17 protein-coding genes are annotated in these 18,750 nt (G+C 73.0%); 8 read left to right on the forward strand and 9 right to left on the reverse strand.

The window, feature by feature from the left end:
• Window positions 1-21: 21 nt before the first annotated feature.
• Together AC4OXY_RS03050 and AC4OXY_RS03055 are read right to left on the reverse strand one after the other, a co-directional pair.
• A complete protein-coding gene (locus AC4OXY_RS03050; protein WP_491993069.1) occupies window positions 22-630 on the reverse strand; it encodes a TetR/AcrR family transcriptional regulator in 609 nt (202 codons plus the stop codon).
• Window positions 631-692: 62 nt separating this feature from the next.
• Window positions 693-1,061: a VOC family protein gene (locus tag AC4OXY_RS03055; protein WP_356036345.1), complete on the reverse strand. Its 369-nt coding sequence runs from the start codon at window positions 1,059-1,061 to the stop codon at window positions 693-695.
• A 406-nt stretch (window positions 1,062-1,467) separates the two neighbouring features.
• On the opposite strand from AC4OXY_RS03055, the gene AC4OXY_RS03060 reads away from it, so the two are divergent.
• The 3 genes from AC4OXY_RS03060 (at window position 1,468) to AC4OXY_RS03070 (ending at window position 4,321) form a co-directional block, all read left to right on the forward strand.
• Complete coding sequence (locus AC4OXY_RS03060) at window positions 1,468-3,063, forward strand: helix-turn-helix domain-containing protein (RefSeq protein WP_491993070.1); 1,596 nt, start codon at window positions 1,468-1,470, stop codon at window positions 3,061-3,063.
• A 119-nt stretch (window positions 3,064-3,182) separates the two neighbouring features.
• Window positions 3,183-3,641 (forward strand): cyclic nucleotide-binding domain-containing protein, encoded by a 459-nt coding sequence (locus tag AC4OXY_RS03065; protein WP_356036339.1) that lies wholly within the window; start codon window positions 3,183-3,185, stop codon window positions 3,639-3,641.
• Between the two features lie 26 nt (window positions 3,642-3,667).
• Window positions 3,668-4,321 carry a CBS domain-containing protein gene (locus AC4OXY_RS03070; protein WP_356036337.1) on the forward strand — a complete coding sequence of 218 codons (654 nt, stop codon included), beginning with the start codon at window positions 3,668-3,670 and terminating at the stop codon, window positions 4,319-4,321.
• A 75-nt stretch (window positions 4,322-4,396) separates the two neighbouring features.
• On the opposite strand, the gene AC4OXY_RS03075 is transcribed toward AC4OXY_RS03070, so the two are convergent.
• The 3 genes from AC4OXY_RS03075 to AC4OXY_RS03085 all read right to left on the reverse strand — a co-directional run bounded on the left by AC4OXY_RS03075 (window position 4,397) and on the right by AC4OXY_RS03085 (window position 7,587).
• The gene (locus tag AC4OXY_RS03075; RefSeq protein WP_491993071.1) at window positions 4,397-5,002 is read right to left on the reverse strand and encodes an Rv1733c family protein; all 606 of its coding nucleotides are present in this window, start codon (window positions 5,000-5,002) and stop codon (window positions 4,397-4,399) included.
• A 36-nt stretch (window positions 5,003-5,038) separates the two neighbouring features.
• A complete protein-coding gene (locus tag AC4OXY_RS03080) occupies window positions 5,039-5,740 on the reverse strand; it encodes a CBS domain-containing protein (protein ID WP_356036331.1) in 702 nt (233 codons plus the stop codon).
• Window positions 5,741-5,865: 125 nt separating this feature from the next.
• Window positions 5,866-7,587, reverse strand: coding sequence for a sensor histidine kinase (locus AC4OXY_RS03085; protein ID WP_491993072.1), 1,722 nt, complete (start codon window positions 7,585-7,587; stop codon window positions 5,866-5,868).
• A gap of 244 nt (window positions 7,588-7,831) precedes the next feature.
• On the opposite strand from AC4OXY_RS03085, the gene ppdK reads away from it, so the two are divergent.
• The gene (ppdK, locus tag AC4OXY_RS03090) at window positions 7,832-10,519 is read left to right on the forward strand and encodes a pyruvate, phosphate dikinase (RefSeq protein WP_376295410.1); all 2,688 of its coding nucleotides are present in this window, start codon (window positions 7,832-7,834) and stop codon (window positions 10,517-10,519) included.
• 13 nt (window positions 10,520-10,532) lie between these two features.
• Complete coding sequence (locus AC4OXY_RS03095) at window positions 10,533-10,985, forward strand: pyridoxamine 5'-phosphate oxidase family protein (protein ID WP_356036323.1); 453 nt, start codon at window positions 10,533-10,535, stop codon at window positions 10,983-10,985.
• 49 nt (window positions 10,986-11,034) lie between these two features.
• On the opposite strand, the gene AC4OXY_RS03100 is transcribed toward AC4OXY_RS03095, so the two are convergent.
• Complete coding sequence (locus AC4OXY_RS03100) at window positions 11,035-12,114, reverse strand: zinc-dependent alcohol dehydrogenase family protein (RefSeq protein WP_356036320.1); 1,080 nt, start codon at window positions 12,112-12,114, stop codon at window positions 11,035-11,037.
• A gap of 261 nt (window positions 12,115-12,375) precedes the next feature.
• Between AC4OXY_RS03100 and AC4OXY_RS03105 the strand changes: the two genes are divergently transcribed.
• Together AC4OXY_RS03105 and AC4OXY_RS03110 are read left to right on the forward strand one after the other, a co-directional pair.
• A complete protein-coding gene (locus AC4OXY_RS03105; RefSeq protein WP_356036317.1) occupies window positions 12,376-12,777 on the forward strand; it encodes an STAS domain-containing protein in 402 nt (133 codons plus the stop codon).
• A 39-nt stretch (window positions 12,778-12,816) separates the two neighbouring features.
• Window positions 12,817-13,365, forward strand: a complete 549-nt coding sequence (locus AC4OXY_RS03110) for an Rv1733c family protein (protein ID WP_356036315.1) — start codon at window positions 12,817-12,819, stop codon at window positions 13,363-13,365.
• A gap of 132 nt (window positions 13,366-13,497) precedes the next feature.
• Here AC4OXY_RS03110 and AC4OXY_RS03115 read toward each other — a convergent pair whose 3' ends face one another.
• From AC4OXY_RS03115 to AC4OXY_RS03125, 3 genes are read right to left on the reverse strand one after another with little or no spacing between them, the layout of a single operon-like run.
• Window positions 13,498-15,924 (reverse strand): phosphoketolase family protein, encoded by a 2,427-nt coding sequence (locus AC4OXY_RS03115; protein WP_491993073.1) that lies wholly within the window; start codon window positions 15,922-15,924, stop codon window positions 13,498-13,500.
• Window positions 15,925-15,971: 47 nt separating this feature from the next.
• Window positions 15,972-16,826, reverse strand: coding sequence for a universal stress protein (locus AC4OXY_RS03120; RefSeq protein WP_491993074.1), 855 nt, complete (start codon window positions 16,824-16,826; stop codon window positions 15,972-15,974).
• A 54-nt stretch (window positions 16,827-16,880) separates the two neighbouring features.
• Window positions 16,881-17,786, reverse strand: a complete 906-nt coding sequence (locus tag AC4OXY_RS03125; protein ID WP_491993075.1) for a universal stress protein — start codon at window positions 17,784-17,786, stop codon at window positions 16,881-16,883.
• A 232-nt stretch (window positions 17,787-18,018) separates the two neighbouring features.
• On the opposite strand from AC4OXY_RS03125, the gene AC4OXY_RS03130 reads away from it, so the two are divergent.
• Window positions 18,019-18,693, forward strand: a complete 675-nt coding sequence (locus AC4OXY_RS03130) for a CBS domain-containing protein (protein ID WP_356036382.1) — start codon at window positions 18,019-18,021, stop codon at window positions 18,691-18,693.
• Window positions 18,694-18,750: the final 57 nt, after the last annotated feature.

An 18,750-nucleotide genomic window follows, 5' to 3' on the forward strand; every position in this document is an offset into this window, starting at 1 on the left:
CCGGGCGTCCGGCGGGCGGCGTCACAGTCGGTCCAGGAGGGCGGCCGCCATGGTCCGCGCGTGCTGCAGGCGGGTGTCCACACCCTCCAGGCCGGCCCGGGCCATCGCGCCCTCCAGGAGGAACGCGAGATGCTCCGCCACCGCACGCGCCTCCTCGGGGCGGTCGGGCAGGAGTTGCTCCAGGTGTCCGGCGATCAGGGACTCGACCTGCTCCTTGTGCCGGCGCACGACGGCGCGCCCCTCGTCCCCGGCGGGCAGTTCGGCGGCGGCGTTGAGCAGGCCGCAGCCCCGGAACCCGTGCTCGTAGGCGAAGGCCGCGTGATCGGCATACGCGTCGAAGACGGCGAGCACGCTTTCGCGGGCGTCCGGGGCCTCTTCCAGGCGGCGCCGGTACAGACCGAGCCACTCCTCGTGCCGCGCGTCGAGGTAGGCCCTCACCAGGTCGGACTTGGACGAGAAGTTGTTGTAGAGGCTCATCTTCGCCACGCCCGCGTCCGCGGTGATCGTGTCGATGCCCGTGGCGGACACGCCGTCCGCGTAGAAGCGGCGGGCCGCGGCGGCGAGCAGCCGTTCACGCGCCGGCCGCCGCCTCTCTGTGGACCGTGCTGCCGCAGCGCCGGTCTTGCTCATGACGACCCTTCCCTCCAGATTAGGTAGACCAGTCTACCTAATCTGCTCGGGTGGCGTGCGGGTCAGGTGAGGGGTTCGAGGAATTCGAGCCGGTTGCCGACCGAGTCCGTGCTGTAGAAGCGGCGATGACCGGGGAGGGTGTCGTCCCAGACCACCGGGGCGCCGTGCGCCGCCAGCCGCCCGGCGAAGGCGTCGATGTCCTTCACCCGAAGTCCCGGGTGGGCCTTCTTGGCCGGACGGAAGGGCTCCTCGATGCCCAGGTGGAGCTGGACGCAGCCGTCGGCGGTCGCGAACCAGACGCCGCCGCGCCTGGCCAGCACCGGCGGCTTGGGAATCTCGACCAGGCCCAGCGCATCGACGTAGAAGGACCGCAGGCGGTCCTCGCTGGAGGGCGGTGCGGCGAGCTGGACGTGGTCGAGAGCGACAAGCATGGGGAGCGGCCTCCGGTGAGAAATGTGTCGGATGCGGTTCGGGCCGGCCCGGGGCGCGGGGACGGTGCCCCGGGACGTACCGAATGAGCCAGGGTTTCAAGGAGCGGACCGGTCCGCGCGCGGCGGGCGGCACACCCCAACTCGTCGGCGCCTTGGCACTTCACGGCGTCTTCCCGGTGGCCTGTGTCCGCGAAGACGCCTCACCGAACGAGGTGCCTCTTCAAACCTTCAGCAGCATAGCCACATAATTGCGCAATCGTGCAATTGACTGGCGAAACCCCGCCCTGAGGAATCGGCGCAGTACGGCTTGCGCGTGCCGGACGGCACGGCGAGCCCGTTGTTCACCTCCATCAGCGCCCGGCTACTCTCTGGCCTGACCGACTCGGATGTCTCTCGGGGGAGTGACATGCACGGTGATGATCCGCGTACCGCCACGGCAACGGCCGAACGGACCCGACGGGCCGAGGACGTGCTGAACATGCAGCGTGCCGCCCGAAAAGGCGGCACCGCGCGACTGCTCCGCTGGCTGGCGGCCCGTACCGGGGCAGCCGTCCTCCTGGTGGACCGCTCGGGCGTCGTGACGTCCCCGCTCCGGTTCCCCCTCGGCAGGGCGGAGCACGCTCTCGTACGGCACGGGGTACGGGAGATCACCGCACGGGGGCTCAAGTCCCTGGCCATCGACGAGGAAGACCTCGTGTGCTTCGTCCTTCCCCTCGACGGCCCGCCGGGCGTCCGCACACCGCTCCTCGCCGCCGTGCTGCGCGGGCCGACGCCGCCCGGTCTGCGGCTCCTGCTCGCGGACGCCACGTCCTGTCTGAGCCTGTGCTGGCAGTTGGAGCACGCCCGGCAGCAGCAGCGGTCGCTCCGGCTCGCCGATGCCCGGACGCGCGAGGCCGTCCTGCATCTGCTGATGAACGGTCAGGTGAGCGCCGCACGCCAGGTCGCCGGGGCGCTGCGCCCCGCACTGCCCGACCTGATGCGGTTGTACGTCGTCGAGGGACCGCCCACGATACGCCGCGCGGTGGCGGACGCGTTGGCCGCCGCGGTCGACGACGCGTGGGTCGTGCCGTGCCCCGTGTACGCCGATCACCTGGCGGTACTGGAGCCCGCCGGTCCCGAGGCGCACCCCGGCATCGCCGCCGAGCCGGTCTGGCTGCGCTCCGTGACGGACACCTGCTGGATCGGAGTGAGCGACCCGCTGCCGTTACGCGACACCGCCACCGCATACGCCCAGGCCTTCCACGCACTGGCCGCCGCACGCCAACGCGCCGAACGGCACGCCTCGTTCGCGGCCGACCCCGACCTGGCCCTCACCATCGGACCCCAGGCGGAGGCCTGGGCCGCTGTCCTCCTCACGCCGCTGTACACCCACTCCGCACGGCGCTCACAGGACCCGGACGGCAGGGAACTACTGGCCACCGCGGCCTCCTGGCTCAGCTTCTCCTCCCGTGCGACGGCACACCTGAAGATCCACCGCAACACCCTGACGGCGCGCCTCACCCACGTCCAGAGACTCCTGGGCCTCGACCTGAACCGCCTCCACGACCAAGCCGCGCTGGCCCTCGCCCTCCGCGCCATCGCCGCCGGCATCCCGCCCGGCCCGCAGCCCCGCGCGACGGACACCGTGGGGGCGGCGCCCTCCTTGGACGAACTCCTTGCACTTCCCCACGTCGTGGCCTGGGCACAACGCCAGTTCCGCCCGTTACAGACGCCCGGCGTCCCGGACTGCACCGCGCAGACGCTCACCACCTGGCTGCGGCTCGACGCACGCATCGGCCCGACGGCCGCCGCGCTGTCCCTCTCGACGTCCGCGGTGCGCAAACGTCTCGCCCGGAGCGAGGCCTTGCTCCAACGCTCCCTGCTGCGCTCCCCGAGCGCCGTCCACGACCTGTGGCTCGCGCAACGGGCCCTCGACCTGGCTGAGAGGCGCCGGGCAGGGCGCACGGGCGGCGCCGGAGGCCCGGACTGTGTTGCTCCGGAACCCTCACCTGCCGCACCGTGAAGCGCCCTTGGGCCGCGCGGCATGGGCCGAAGGGCCCCGGGCCGGGTCCTGGCGGCCCGTGGCGGCGGGCGCCGAAGGCGCCGAGGCTGGAGGTGACCGCCACGAAGGGAGCCGGTGCGATGACCTCCGCGACGACCATGAACGCAGCTCTCGACCCCGCGTATCGCGAGCGGCTGATGCGGCTCGCCCGCGAGGTCTCCTTCGAGACCGGGACCCGGCTGTTCGAGGAGGGCCGGCGTGCCGACCGCTTCTGGATCGTGCGCACCGGCAACGTCGCCCTCGATCTGCACGTGCCCGGCCGCCGTGCCGCCGTGATCGAAACCCTCGGACACGGCGAACTCGTCGGCTGGTCCTGGCACTTCCCGCCGTGCCTCTGGCACCTGGGTGCGGAGGCGACGAGCCCGGTGCGGGCCTGGGAGTTCGATGCCGAGGCGGTACGGACGCTGTGCGCCGAGGACGCCGCGTTCGGCCGGGCGATCGCGGTCTGGGTCGGACAGGTGGTCGCCCAGCGCCTGCACGCGTCCCGGGTCCGTCTGCTCGATCTGTACGCCCCCTACGGCAGCGGAGAGCCGGCATAGCCGCCCGGCCCTTCGAGGAGGAGACCATGGAGACCACCCCGCACCGGGTCAGTGACGTGATGACCCGGGCCGTCGTCGCCGTGGGCCGCAGGGCCCGGTTCAAGGACATGGTCGAGCGCATGGAGCAGTGGCAGGTCAGCGCGCTTCCGGTGCTGGAGGGCGACGGGCGGGTGATCGGGCTCGTGTCCGAGGCCGATCTGCTGCCCAAGGAGGAGTTCCGGGGCAGCGACCCGGACCGGTTCACCCAGCGACGCCGGCTGGCCGACCTGGCCAAGGCCGGGGCGGTGGCCGCCGAGGACCTGATGAGCGCGCCGGCCGTCACCGTGCACGCCGACGCCACGCTCGCCGAAGCGGCGCGCATCATGGCGCTCCGGCACGTCAAGCGGCTGCCCGTGGTGAACGCCGAAGGCATGCTCGAAGGCGTCGTGAGCAGGGCGGATCTGCTGAAGGTGTTCCTGCGCCCGGACAACGACCTCGCCGACGAGATCAGGCGTGACATCGTCGACGTGCTGTTCCCGGCGCCGGTCGAGCCCGTGCACATCACGGTCGTCGACGGCGTCGCGACGCTGACCGGTCGGGTCCAGGACGTCACGGACATTGCGCTCGCCGCCCGGCTGGTGCGTGGCGTCGAGGGCCTGGTGGGCGTGGACTGCCGGCTCACCGCGGCCGGGGAGGGGTGATCCGGAGACAGACGTCGAGCGGGGCCGACGGCACCTTGTCGTCGGCCCCATGGGGACGCATGGTCACCCCGCCGTTCAGCCTCTGCCCCCGGCACCCCCGCTCCCGCCGCTCAGGTTCCCCCACCGCGGTCCGATCTGCTTCCACTCCTCGTCCCATTCGGCCATGCGCCGCCGGATGAGCCGCGTGCGGACCACCCAGCCCGTGCCCCAGGCCCCGGCGCCGACGGACACGGCGACGAGGGCGCCTGTCATGCCCGCCTCCAGCGTCGCCGCGGCGCCGGTGAGCGGTGCGGACACCACCCGGTGCCTCGGGTCCGTCCATATCGTGATCCGGGTGCCCGCCGGAGCTCCCGGGGAGACCTTCGCCCGGCCCGTGTGCGCCGAGCCGTCCGCATCGGTCCACCGGACGGCGGCCCACACCCTGCCGTCGTCGTGTCCGCCCGCGCCGACCGGGGTGCGTGCCGCCGCGTCGGTGAGGACGGCGTGCACCGCGTGCACGCCGAGCGAACGGTCGACGCTCTGCGCGGCCACTGCCCCGGCGACGCCTCCGGCCAGGATCGTGAGCATCCAGATGACGAGCACGACCCAGCCTTCGACGACGTCGCTGTGGCGCCGCAGCGGGTTGCGGCGCCAGCGCCACAGCCGCACCGGGCTGACGGTCGCGGGAGGTGTTCCTGCCATCGTCGCCGCCTCCTGCCCTGTGCCGGCGGCGCCGCGTCACGCCGTGCGGGCCCGCCCGGTGCCGGGGAGGCCGGGGTCGAGGTCCGGGTGCCGGGGCGGGCCGGTCAGTGTGCACCGCACGTCGACGACGCCCGGCACGGTCCGCGCGAGCCGGGCGACCAGCGGGATCAGGAAGGTCTCGCGGACCCGCCCGGAGAGTGCGACGACGCCGTCGTGCACCTCGACCCGGACTGTGTCCGCGCGCGGGCCGAAGAGCCGTACGACGACGTCGCGCCGTACCTCCTCGGCGATGTCGGCGTCCGCGCGCAGGAAGACCTTCAGCAGGTCGGAGCGGCTGACGACACCCTTCAGGGCGCCGTCGAGGCCGACGACCGGAAGCCGTTTGACGCCGGTGCGGGCCATGAGGCGCGCTGCGTGGGCGAGGGGGGCGTCGGCTCGCACGGTGACGGCCGGGGCGGTCATCAGCTCACCCGCGGTCACCGCGTCCGCCTTGTACGCGTCGGCGGCCCGCCCCGGTTGCCCGTACCGTCCGGTGACGTCGTCGCTGTACTCCTCCTTGGGCAGCAGATCGGCCTCGGACACGACGCCCACGACCACTCCGCCGTCGTCCAGCACCGGCAGAGCGCTGACCCGCCACTCGTGCATGGCCTGCACGATGTCCTTGAAGACAGCGCCGGTGCGCAGGGCGACGACCCGGTGGGTCATCACGTCGTTCACGACGGTCGGAGTGCCGTTCATGGCGTCCTCCATGGGCTCGGCTGCCGTCCCGGGACACCTTCAAGGCTGCGACGCCCGGGCCGCCCGCGTCATGGGCCGAGTGGGCCCGACACGCCGCCCCCTCGGCCCCGTCGGCCGCGCACTGACTAGATCAGGGGCGGGAGCGGAACGTGCCACTCCAGGACGGTTCCACCGCTCGCGGGGCCGCTGATGTCCAGTGTCCCGCCGAGTTGTTCCGCCCGCTCGGCCATGTTGCGCAGCCCGCTGCGCCGGCCACCGGCCGCGAGGCCCACGCCGTTGTCCGAGACCTTCAGGCGCACCCCGCGGCTGTCGGTCGTGAGCACCACGTCGGCCCGGTTGGCGTGCGCGTGCCGGGCGATGTTGGTCAGCGCCTCCGAGAGCACGGCCACGACATGGTCGGCGAACTCGCGCGGCACGTCGGTGTCGAGCAGGCCCTCCATGCGCACGCTGGGCGCGAAGCCCAGCACCTGCGCGGCCTCGCCGACCACCTGGACGGCCCTGGCCCGCAGGCCCTCGGCCGCGGTGGTCTCGCGGGCCCGCAGGCCGAAGATCGCCGACCTGATGATCTTGATGGTCTCGTCCAGGTCGTCCACGGCCCGCAGCACCCGCTCGGAAGCCTCGGGGTGCTCGATGAAGCGGCCCGCGCTCTGGAGGGTCATGCCGGTGGCGAACAGCCGCTGGATGGCCAGGTCGTGGAGATCGCGGGCGATCCGGTCGCGGTCCTGGAGGACGGCGATCTGCTGGGCGTCCTGCCGGCGTTCGGCCAGTTCCATGGCGATCGCGGCCTGTGCGGCGAAGCCGCGCAGCATCTCCGTCTCCTTGCCCGAGTAGACCGGCCGGCCGGTCTCACGGCACAGCAGCACCACGCCGCGCGCGCCGTCGTCGCCGGTGCCGATGGGGATGGCCACGGCGGGGCCGAGCCCCTGAAAGCGCGCGGGTTCGGGCGAGATCCGCTCGTCGCGGGTGACGTCGTCGCTGGTGACCGGGGCGGCGGCGGAGAACGCCAGACCCATCAGCGTCCGGTCCAACGGCAGCACCAGTCCCCGGTGTGCCTCCGCGTCCACGCCGACGGCGATCTCCACGTTGAGCAGCCCACTGCCCGCGAGCGGCATGGCGACCGCGGCGAGGGCGGAGCCGGAGATCTCCCGGGCCCGTTCCGCGATCAGGTTCAGCGCCACGGCGCGGTCGCTGCCGGACATCAGGCTGTGGGTGATGTCCGCGTTCGCCCTCAGCCAGCGCTCGCGCAGCCGGGAGTCCTCGTACAGGCGGGCGTTGTCGATGGCGACACCGGCGGCGAACGCCAGCGTGGACAGGACCGACTCGTCCTCCTCGTCGAACTCCAGCCCGCCGCGCTTCTCGGTCAGGTACAGGTTGCCGAAGACCTGGTCGCGCACCCGGATCGGAACGCCCAGGAAGCTGTTCATCGCCGGGTGACGGGCCGGAAAGCCGTACGAGGCGGGGTGCTGGGAGATCTTTTCGAGGCGCAGGGGTTCCGGGTGGCGGATCAGCTCGCCGAGGATGCCGTGGCCCTCGGGGAAGGGGCCGATCTCGGCGATCTGCTCGTCGCTGACCCCGATGGTGTGGAAGGCCGACAGGGTCCTGCCGTCCGGGCCGATGACGCCGAGGGCCGCGTACTCGGCGTCCACCAGGGTCGCGGCGGCCTCGACGATGGAGTGCAGGGCCTGTTCCAGGTTCAGGTCACGGCCGACGGCGAGGACCGCTCCGAGCAGGCTGTGCACGCGGTCCCGGGTACCGCGGACAGCATCGATCCGCGACTGCAGCTCGTCCAGCAACTCGTCGAGCTTCAGCTGCGGCAGCAGATCGCGGGGCTTGTCGGGAGATCCCACCGTGCTCCTCCCGGTCCCTCGGTTCACGGACCCGGCACCGCCGGGTCGTGTCCACCGTATCCCGCCCCGCGCGGGGCGGCACACATGGTCGCGGCAACCGGCCACCCTGCCGGAACCGCCCGGCCCGCCCGCACCGGCCGTGGGCCGAACGGCCCGGTCACCGGGACGGTGGGCACCTCCCCCGCCGACCGGTCCGGACCGACGCTGGAGGGGTACGCAGACCGTACGGCCGAGGAGCTGCGCCATGGTTCGTTACGTGTACGCCTTCCGGGACGGCGACCGGGCCATGGCCGACCTGCTCGGCGGCAAGGGCGCGAACCTGGCCGAGATGACCCGGCTGGGGCTGCCGGTGCCGCCGGGGTTCACCGTCACCACCGAGGCCTGCCGCGTGTTTCTGGCCACCGGTGCGGAGCCGGACGGCATGACGGAGGAGGTGTCCCGGCACCTGTCGGCGCTGGAGGAGGCCACCGGTCGGCTGCTGGGGCAGCCCGACGATCCGCTGCTGGTCTCCGTGCGTTCCGGCGCACGCTTCTCCATGCCCGGCATGATGGAGACCGTCCTCGACATCGGTCTGACCGACGCCTCCGTGCTCGGCCTGGCAAAGGTGTCCGGAAACGAGCGCTTCGCCTGGGACTGCTACCGCCGGCTCATCCAGATGTTCGGCAGCACGGTGCTCGGCGTGGACCCGGCCCTGTTCGACCAGGCCATGACGCTGTTCAGGGATACGTGTGAGACCCCCGACGGCCTCCGTCCGGACGCCTTCGGCCTCGCCCGGCTGGTGGAGACGTACAAGCACCTCGTCCGCGACGAGACGGGCCGCGACTTCCCGCAGTCCCCCGCCGAGCAGTTGCGGCTGGCGGTCCGCGCGGTGTTCCGCTCCTGGAACGCCGAGCGGGCCCGCCTGTACCGGCGGCGGGAGCGCATTCCGGACGACCTCGGTACGGCCGTCACCGTGCAGCGCATGGTGTTCGGCAACCTCGGACCCGACTCCGGCAGCGGCGTCGCCTTCACCCGCGACCCGGCCACCGGACAGCCCGGCCTGTACGGCGACTATCTGCCGGACGCGCAGGGCGAGGACGTCGTCGCCGGCGTCCGCGACACCGTGTCCCTGGCCGAGCTGGAGCGGCTGGACCCGCGTTCCTACCGGCAGTTGCGCGACCACGCGCAGACGTTGGAGCGGCACTACCGCGACCTGTGCGACATCGAGTTCACGATCGAGCGCGGCACCCTGTGGATGCTGCAGACCCGGGTCGGCAAACGGACCGCCGAGGCCGCTTTCGCGATCGCCGCGGAACTGGTCGGTGAGGGGCTCGTCACGGCCGACGAGGGGCTGCGCCGGGTGGACGGTGACCAACTCGGCCGGCTGATGTTCCCCCGTTTCGACACCCGCGCGGCCGGCCCGGAGATCGCCCACGGTGTACCGGCCTCGCCCGGTGCGGCGGCCGGTGCGGCCGTCTTCGACTCCGCGTCGGCGGTACGGCGTGCCGCCGACGGTGAGCCGGTGGTGCTGGTGCGCGAGGAGACCACCCCCGAGGACCTGCCCGGCATGGTCGCCGCCCGGGCAGTGCTGACCGGCCGGGGCGGCAAGACCAGTCACGCGGCCGTCGTCGCCCGTGGCATGGGCCGCGTCTGTGTGTGCGGCGCGCAGGACATCACCGTCGACGGCGAGGCCCGGCGCTTCACCACACGTGACGGCACGGTCGTCGAGGAGGGCACCGTGGTCTCGGTGGACGGCTCCACCGGTGCCGTGTACGCGGGGTCGGTGCCGCTCGTCGCCTCCGCCACGATGCGGTATCTGGAGTGCGGCGAGCAGGCGGACTGTCTGGTCGCCGCGGTCGCCCGGGCCCTGGAACACGCCGACGCGGTACGCCGGTTGGAGGTGCGGGCCAATGCCGACACCGCCGAGGACGCGGCGCGGGCCCGGCGGTTCGGGGCGCAGGGCATCGGGCTGTGCCGCACCGAGCACATGTTCCTGGGCGAACGCCGCACGCTGGTCGAGGAGATGATCCTCGCGCGGACCGAGGAGGAACGGGACCGGGCCCTGGCGGCTCTCCTCCCGCTCCAGCGGCAGGACTTCACGGACATCCTCCGGGCGATGGACGGCCTGCCCGTCACCGTCCGGCTCCTCGACCCGCCGCTGCACGAGTTCCTGCCCGAGCGCACCGAACTCGCCGTCCGCGTCGCCGCCGCCGAGGCCTCGGGGCGCGGGACCGACCCTCGCGACGTGGAGTTGCTCGCCGCGGTCAACCGGATGCACGAGGACAATCCGATGCTCGGCCTGCGCGGCGTACGGCTCGGGCTCGTGGTCCCCGGGCTCGTGGCGATGCAGGTGCGAGCGGTGGGCGAGGCGGTGGCCGAGCGGGTGCGCGAGGGCGGCTCGCCCCGGGCGGAGATCATGGTGCCCCTCGTCGGTTCGGTCGAGGAGCTCCGGCTCGCCCGCGCGGAGGTGACGCGGGTGCTCGCCGAGGTCGGCGAGGAGACCGGCGTGCCTCTCGACTGCCCCGTCGGCACGATGATCGAGCTGCCCCGGGCCGCGCTCACGGCGGGCCGGATCGCCGAGGAGGCCGCGTTCTTCTCCTTCGGCACCAACGATCTCACCCAGACCACCTGGGGCTTCTCCCGCGACGACGTCGAGGCCGCGTTCTTCTCCGCCTACCTCGACAAGGGAGTCTTCGCCGCCTCGCCGTTCGAGACGCTCGACCGCGAGGGTGTGGGCCGGCTGGTCCGGATCGCCGTCGAGGAGGGCCGTGCGGTCCGGCCGGAGCTGCAGACCGGCGTGTGCGGCGAGCACGGCGGCGACCCGGAGTCCGTCCACTTCTTCCACCGCGTCGGACTGGACTACGTCTCCTGCTCGCCGTTCCGGGTCCCGGTGGCCCGGCTGGAGGCGGGCCGGGCCGCGCTCGGCGGGAGTGGCGGCGGGGACACCAGGTGAGCGGAGACCGGCCATGATCCCAGGAACCGAGCGCGTACGCCGCCGTATCGACCTCGACCGGGTCGAGGCTCTGCGGCTGCTGGGCAGCGTGACCCTGGGCAGGATCGTCTTCACCCGCCAGGCCCTGCCGACGATCCACCCGGCCAGCCACGTCCTGGACAACGGCGACATCGTCATCCGCACCCACGAGGGCGCGGCGCTCACCGCGCACGCCGGGCAGAGCGAGGGAGACGGGGTCGTGGTCGCCTACGAGGCCGACGCCATCGACCCGGTCACCCACCTCGGCTGGAGCGTGGTGGTCACGGGGTACGCCCGCCTCGTCTCGGCCCCCGGTGAAGTGGCCCGTCTGCGCGCCCTGTTGGAGCCCTGGGCGCCGCATCCCGGCACGGACCACGCGGTGCGCATCCGTCCCGAACTGGTCACGGGCGTGCTGCTCACCGACGCCGGCCGGCATCGGCAACCGTGATCCTCGTGCGGCGTGCCCTGGGCCGGCCGGCAGGTCGAGGCACCGCCGGTCAGGCCGTGGGAGCCGTGGGAACGGCCACCTGCGCGTGCTGCTCCCCGCCGAGCACCACCTTGAGCGCGCCGGTCTCGGCGGCGTTGCCGAAGACGTCGTACGCCTCTTCCATCTGCCCGAGCGGGAAGGCGTGGGTGACCAGGTGCCCGGTGGGCAGCCGGCCGGCGGCGGTCATCCGCAGCAGGGTCGGGGTGGAGTAGGTGTCCACCAGGCCCGTCGTGATGGTCACGTCCTTGATCCACAGGTCTTCCAGGTGCAGCGTGGCCGGCCTGCCGTGCACGCCGATGTTGGCGACGCGCCCGCCCGGGCGGACCATGCGGGTGCACAGCTCGAAGCTGTCGGGGACGCCTACGGCCTCCATGACGACGTCGGCGCCGAGCCCGTCGGTGAGGTCGGCCACCAGCTGGGCGGGAGCCTCCCGGACGTCCGCGACCGCGTCGGCACCGAGCCGGTGGGCCGCCTCCAGCCGAGCCGGGGCCAGGTCCACGGCGATGATCCGCTCGGGGGAGAACAGCCGCGCCGTGACGATCGCGGCGAGCCCGATGGGACCGGTGCCGACGACGACCACGGTGTCTCCGGGACGTACCCGCCCGTTGAGGACACCCACCTCGTACGAGGTCGGGAAGATGTCCGCGAGCAGGACGGCGTCCTCGCTGCGGACGGCGCCGGGCAGCGCGTGCACCGACAGGTCGGCGTGGGGAACGCGGACGTACTCGGCCTGGGTGCCGTCGATCAGATGGCCGAGGATCCAGCCTCCGCCGTCCCGGCACTGGCCGTAGCGCTGCTCCCGGCAGAAGCGGCACCGGCCGCACGAGGTGATGCAGGACATCAGCACGCGGTCCCCCGGCCGGACGGTGCGCACGTCGCTGCCGACCTCGACGATCTCCCCCACCGCCTCGTGGCCGAGCACCGTTCCGGGAGGCACCTCGGGCACGTCGCCCTTGAGGATGTGCAGATCCGTCCCGCAGATCGTCACGACTCCGACCTGCACGATCGCGTCGGTCGGCTCCTTGATGCCGGGGTCCGGGACGTCCTGCCAGGAGGCCTGTCCGGGACCGTGGAAGACGAAGCCCTTCATGGCGTTCCTCACTCTCTTCGGTCGGTCCGTCGCGAGTCCGGCGCCGTCCGGCACGGCCCGGAGGCCGCCCCGCACCTTCAGCTTCGTCGGTGCGCGGGACGTTCCGCTTGGGCCGTACGGCCCTCGCACCGGGCGGGCGGTGGCACGGGCGCCCACGGCCCGGACCGGAAGCAGACGGGTGGCGCAGGTGTCCGGGACGGGCCGGCAACCAGGGCCGGACGGCCCTACCGTCGTGCCCGGTGTACCCGGTTCGATCTCCCCATGGCCGAGAAGCACACGGCGCACGCGACCGGCGGGCCCGTCGAACCGGTATCGGCCGTGGCCCGCCACGGAAGCAGCGGCGCGACGGTCGTGACCCTGTGCGGCGAGATCGACGTGCTGACGGCGCCCGCGCTGTCGGAACGGCTCGACACGGTCACCCGCGCATCCCACCTCGACCTGGTGCTGGACCTGCGTCCGGTCGCGTTCATCGACTGCGTCGGACTCGGCGTCCTGTGCCGCGCGCGCAACCGGGTGCTCGCCCGGCAGGGCCGGCTGCGCCTGGTCGCGGGGGACGCGGCCTTCTTGCGCGCGCTGCACGTCACCGGGCTGCGGGACGTCTTCGACGTACACCCCGAGCTCCCTCGGCCCGCGTCGGCACCCGACGTCTCCCCCGGTCCCTGACACGGCGCGGACGGCAGCGCCGCGGCGAGGAGGTGCCCGATGAACGCCAGGAACCCGCTGCGCCGTCGCGAGGACGTCGTGGAGTCCTGGATCGTCCTGGCGATGTGGGTCGTCGTGGTGGTCGGCGGCGCTGTTGCCGCGGTGACGGCGACCCGTGCCGCGCAGGACGTGTTCGCGCAGCAGCGCGCCCACCGGCACGCCGTCCGCGCCGTACTGCCGGCGGACGCGCCGAGCGGCGCCCTGTCCGCCCTGTCGGCGGACGGCCGGGTCCTGGCGACGGTCCGCTGGACGGCCCCGGACGGCACCGCGCACACCGGGCGGACGACGGTCGCCGCCGGTCTGCGTGCCGGGTCCCGCGTGCTGGTCTGGCAGGACGACCAGGGCCGGCTGGCCCCCGCGAAGCCGACGGGACGTGTCGAGGGCGCTGTCGAGGCGGGTCTCTTCGGTGCCGCGGCCGCCCTCGCCGTCGCCGCCCCCGCGTGCGGGGCGGCGACGGTCGCACGGGCGTGCCTGGACCGGCGGCGCACGGCCCGCTGGGACCGGGAGTGGGACACCGTGGAGCCCCAGTGGCGCCACAGGTCCGGCTGACACGACCACGTTCCGTCCCACGCACCCCGCCCCCCTACCGGTGAGCCCCCGCCGGGCCGGGCGCGGCACCCCGCACGACGCCGGGTGCCGCGAGCGCCGCTGTCGTGGTCGGGGCCGGTGAGCTGTCCGTGCTCAGCTCTGCCAGCTCCACTCCGCGACCTCGGGCAGGTCTGTCCCGTGGGCGCGGATCCAGGCGTGGTGACGGGTGCGGGCGTCGGCCATGGCCTGGCGCACGGACGCCGCCCGCACGGAGAGGCCCGGGACCCGGTCGATGACGTCCATGACGAGCCGGTAGCGGTCGAGGTCGTTGCGCACGACCATGTCGAACGGAGTCGTCGTCGTGCCGGACTCCTTGTAGCCGCGCACGTGCAGGTTCCCGTGCCCCGTGCGGCGATACGCCAGGCGGTGGATGAGCCACGGGTAGCCGTGGTAGGCGAAGATCACCGGCTTGTCGGTGGTGAACAGGCCGTCGTACTCGAACTCGGTCATGCCGTGCGGGTGCTCCTCGTGCGGCAGCAGGCGGGTCATGTCGACGACGTTCACCACGCGCACCGCGAGGCGTGGCAGGTGCCGGCGCAGGAGCTGCGCGGCGGCCAGCACCTCCTGGGTGGGTACGTCCCCGGCGCACGCCAGGACGACGTCCGGTGCGCCGCCGTTCTCGGTGCCGGCCCACTCCCAGATCCCGGCTCCGCGCGCGCAGTGCTCGCGCGCCTGGTCCAGCGTGAGCCAGTCGAAGCAGGGCTGTTTACCGGCCACGATCACATTGACGTAGTCGCGGCTGCGCAGGACGTGGTCGGCGACGCACAGCAGGGTGTTGGCGTCCGGCGGCAGGTAGACGCGGACGACGTCGGGGCTCTTGTTCAGGACGTGGTCGACGAAACCGGGGTCCTGGTGGGAGAAGCCGTTGTGGTCCTGGCGCCACACGTGCGAGGTCAGCAGGTAGTTGAGGGAGGCGACCGGGGCGCGCCAGGCCAGCTCGCGCGAGGTCTTCAGCCACTTGATGTGCTGGTTGACCATCGAGTCGACGATGTGCACGAACGCCTCGTAGCAGGAGAACAGTCCGTGCCGGCCGGTGAGCAGGTAGCCCTCCAGCCAGCCCTGGCAGAGGTGTTCGGAGAGGATCTCCAGTACCCGGCCGTGCCGGTCCAGGTGTTCGTCGACCGGCAGCAGGCCCGCCTGCCAGGCCTTTCCGCTGGCGTCGAAGACGGCCTGGAGCCGGTTGGAGGCGGTCTCGTCCGGGCCGACGAGCCGGAAGTCCCGGCGCGACCGCGTGTCGTTCATGACCTGTTCGAGGAGGGTGCCGAGGATCCGGGTGGGTTCGTGCAGGGTCGAGCCCGTCTTGTCGACGGGTACGGCGATGCCGTCGAGGGGCGGGAGGGGCAGCTCGCGGACGAGGAGGCCGCCGTTGGCGTGCGGGGTGGCGCCGAGCCGCCTCGGTCCGCCGGGGACGCAGGCCAGCACGTCGGGTACGGGCCGTCCGTCGGCGTCGAACAGTTCCTCCGGCCGGTAGGAGCGCAGCCACTGCTCCAACTGCCGCAGATGCGCCGGGTTTTCACGGACGGCGGGCAGCGGGACCTGGTGGGAGCGCCAGGTTCCCTCGACGGGTTCGCCGTCGACCTCGGCGGGGCCGGTCCAGCCCTTCGGTGTGCGCAGCACGATGACCGGCCAGTGCACCCGGTCACCGGCCCCGTCCTCCCGCGCGGCGCGCTGCGCCTCGGCGATGCGGTCCAGCGCCTCGTCGAACGCCGCGGCCAGGGCTCGGTGCACGGTGGCGGGGTCGTCACCGGTGACGTGGATGGGTTCGTGGCCGTATCCGCGCAGCAGCGCGTCCAGTTCCTCCCGCGGAATCCGGGACAGGACGGTCGGGTTGGCGATCTTGTAGCCGTTGAGGTGCAGGATCGGCAGCACGGCACCGTCGTGGACGGGGTCGAGGAACTTGTTGGAGTGCCAGGAGGCGGCCAGCGGCCCGGTCTCCGCCTCGCCGTCGCCGATCACACAGGCGACGAGCAGTCCGGGGTTGTCGAAGGCGGCGCCGTACGCGTGCGCGAGGGAGTAGCCGAGTTCGCCGCCCTCGTGGATCGACCCCGGGGTCTCGGGCGCCACATGGCTCGGGACGCCGCCGGGGAACGAGAACTGCCGGAACAGCCGCTCCATGCCGGCCGCGTCCCGTGACACGTCCGGGTAGGTCTCGCTGTAGCTGCCCTCCAGCCAGGAGCCCGCGAGGACGGCCGGCCCTCCGTGGCCCGGTCCCCACACGCACAGCGCGTCGCGTCCGCGCACCGTGATGACGCGGTTGAGGTGGGTGTACACGAGGTTCAGGCCGGGTGAGGTGCCCCAGTGTCCGAGCAGCCTCGGCTTGATGTGCTCGGGCCGCAGCGGCTCACGGAGCAGCGGGTTGGCCATGAGATAGATCTGGCCCGCCGCGAGGTAGTTGGCGGCGCGCCAGTGCGCGTCGAGGGTGCGCAGTTCGTCGTCCGTGAGAGCGGTGTGTCCGGTGGGTTCGATCAGCTCGGTGGGTTCGATGGGTGCGGTGTCGTCCTGGTGAGCGGCCTTGGGCATGGGAACCTCGGATTCGTCGTCCGTTGTCGGCCATTTTGCCGGTTTGATCAGGAAAGTTCGGGTACGACCGCCACCGGGCACGCCGCGTGGTGCAGGACGCCGTGGGCGACGCGGCCGAGCTGGAGTCCGTGGTGTCCGGGCCGGCGCCGGGCGCCGACGACGAGCAGATCGGCTTCGCGGGACACCGCGATCAGGGCGTCGCGGGCGTACCCCTCGACGGTGCGGCGGTCCACGTCGAGGCCGGCCGGCGCGACCCGCAGGACCTCCTCCAGGATCTCGGCGGCCTGACCCTCGTGGACGTCCGCCGGTTCACCGGTCGCGTGCACGGGCCGCCGCCATGCCCGTACGACCCGGAGGGGCACGCTCCGCAGCAAGGCCTCCTCGGCCGCGAACCGCGCGGCGGCCGATTCCGGCGGCTTCTCGCCGGCGCCGAGGACGACACGGCCCCGGATCCCGGCGCGGGCCTGGTTGTCGTGGCTGCCGCGCAGCACGACGACCGGGCAGTGGGCGTGTCCGGCGACCGTCACGCTCACGGAGCCGAGCAGCGCGTCGGCGATCTCGCCGCGGCCACGGCATCCCACCACCAGCATCAGGGCGGCACGGCTCTCCCGGATCAGCACGTAGTCCGGCTCCTCGGGCAGCACGTCCGTCGTCACCTCGACCTCCGGCTGCCTGCGGCCGGCGCGGCGCGAGGCGACGGCCACGATGTCCTCGATGAGCATGCGCTCGGACGGCTCGTCCGGGTCGGGATCGAGCAGTGCGCCCTCGTAGCGTTCCCACAAGGACGCGTGCACCAGCCGGAGCGGTGCCCCGCGCAGGGCGGCCTCGTCGGCTGCCCAGTCCACGGCTCGCAGACTCGGCTCCGAGCCGTCCACGCCGACGACGATCGGAAGATCCGTCATGGTTCTCCTCTCCGTTCCACTCGTCTCTGCTCGTCTCCACTCGTCCGCTGCGGGTCAGCCGTGCGGGACCACGGCGACGGGCGCCACGACGTGGTGCAGGACCGCATGGGTGACGTGGCCGATGTGGGCCCCGAGCGGGCTGGTGCGGATGCGCCGGCCGACCACGGCGAGGGAGGCGTCGCGGGCCGCGGTGACGAGGACCTGCGCGGCGCTGCCGCAGCGGCTCGCCTCGATGACGTCGACGTTCGGGAACTTCCGCCGCCAGGGCCGTACGGCCTCGGTCAGGGCGGCCGCCTGACCGCGGGAGAGCGTGCCGGAGAGTTCCGCGTCACCGTAGAAGCGGTAGAAGGCGGTGGGCGGCTCGGGCCAGCCGTGCACGATCCGCAGGGGAGCGTCACGGCGTGCGGCGGCGTCGAAGGCGAACTCCAGGAGCGTCTCGTCCACGTCGTCGGTGTCGAGGCCGACGACGACGGGCCGGAAGGGGGTCGCGGCCGACGGGATCCCCACGGGGTCCGCCGAGTGTTCGTCGGCGGCCTGCTCTCCGGCCCGCACCAGCACCACCGGGCGAACGGCGTGGGCGATGACGGACAGGCTGACCGAACCCGTCATGAACCCGCCGATCCCGCCGAGACCGCGTGAGCCCAGCGCCAGCAACTCCGCGGCGCCCGCCGCCTCGGCCAGGACCTCGGAAGGCTCGCCGGTGACCTGCTCGGTGATCACTTCGAGACCGGGGTGGCGCAGTCGCAGGCCCTCCGCGGCCTCGGCCGGAATCCTCTCCGCCCAGTCCTGGCTCGTCTCGGCGCCGAGCAGCGGAGCCTGCGCCACGGGCAGGGGCGCGGGCTCGAAGACATGGAGGATCTTCAGCGGCAGATCACGCAGCCGCGCTTCGCGGGCCGCCCATTCGGCGGCGGCACGGCTTTCGGGCGAACCGTCGAGACCTGCCGTGACGGCTCGGGTCATGGCCTCCACCTCCCGGGACGAGGAATCCGATACCAGCGTGGTGACACCGCCGTCGCGGGGTCAGGGGCCGCAGGTCCCTGCACAGAGCCGAACGGCCCCCTTGCGGAGCACGAGTGACGCGCGCATGACGCAACGCACGGGCACCCGCAGGGCCGGGTGGCCCCTGGCCGGCTTCACCGCATCGGCACAGGCTGGAAAGGGCAGGACCGGCACAGGACCCACGGAGTTCACCATGTACGGCACCTCGCGCATCGTCAGTGATGTCATGACCCAGACGGTCGCCGCCATCGGCCGCCGGGCCCCCTTCAAGGAGACCGTGCAGCTGATGCAGGACTGGAAGGTCAGCGCGCTGCCGGTGATCGAGGGCGAGGGCCGGGTGGTGGGCGTGGTCTCCGAGGCCGACCTGCTGACCAAGGAAGAGCTGAGGGACGACCCCGATGCCGCCTACCTCCAACTGCGTCAGCCGGTCGACGTGGCGAAGGCCGAGGGCCTGACGGCAGGCGACGTGATGTCCTCCCCGGCGCTCACCGTACGGGCGACCGCCACCGTCGCCGAGGCCGCCCGGATCATGGCGCGGGGTGGCGTCAAACGGCTGCCCGTCGTCGACGAGGCCGGGCTGCTGCAGGGGATCGTCAGCCGCGCCGACCTGCTCACGGTCTTCCTTCGCGACGACGAGGACATCGCCGGGGAGGTCCGGCGGGAGATCGTGTCGTACCTCTTCCCCCTGTCGGCCTCGGCCGTCCAGGTGGAGGTGCGGGACGGCGTCGTGACACTGGCGGGCCGCATCCGCGACCGTGCGCTGGTCCCGGTGGCCGCACGCCTGGTGCGGGCCGTCGAAGGAGTGGTGGACGTGCGGTTCGACCTCGTCCACGAGGACCCTGTAGCGAGGGGGGCCGATCGGCCCTAGTGCGTGCGGCGCCGGCAGGTCATGATCAGCGTCACGGACAGTCGCAGTCTGTTCGCC

Source organism: Streptomyces sp. HUAS MG56, from assembly GCF_058673395.1.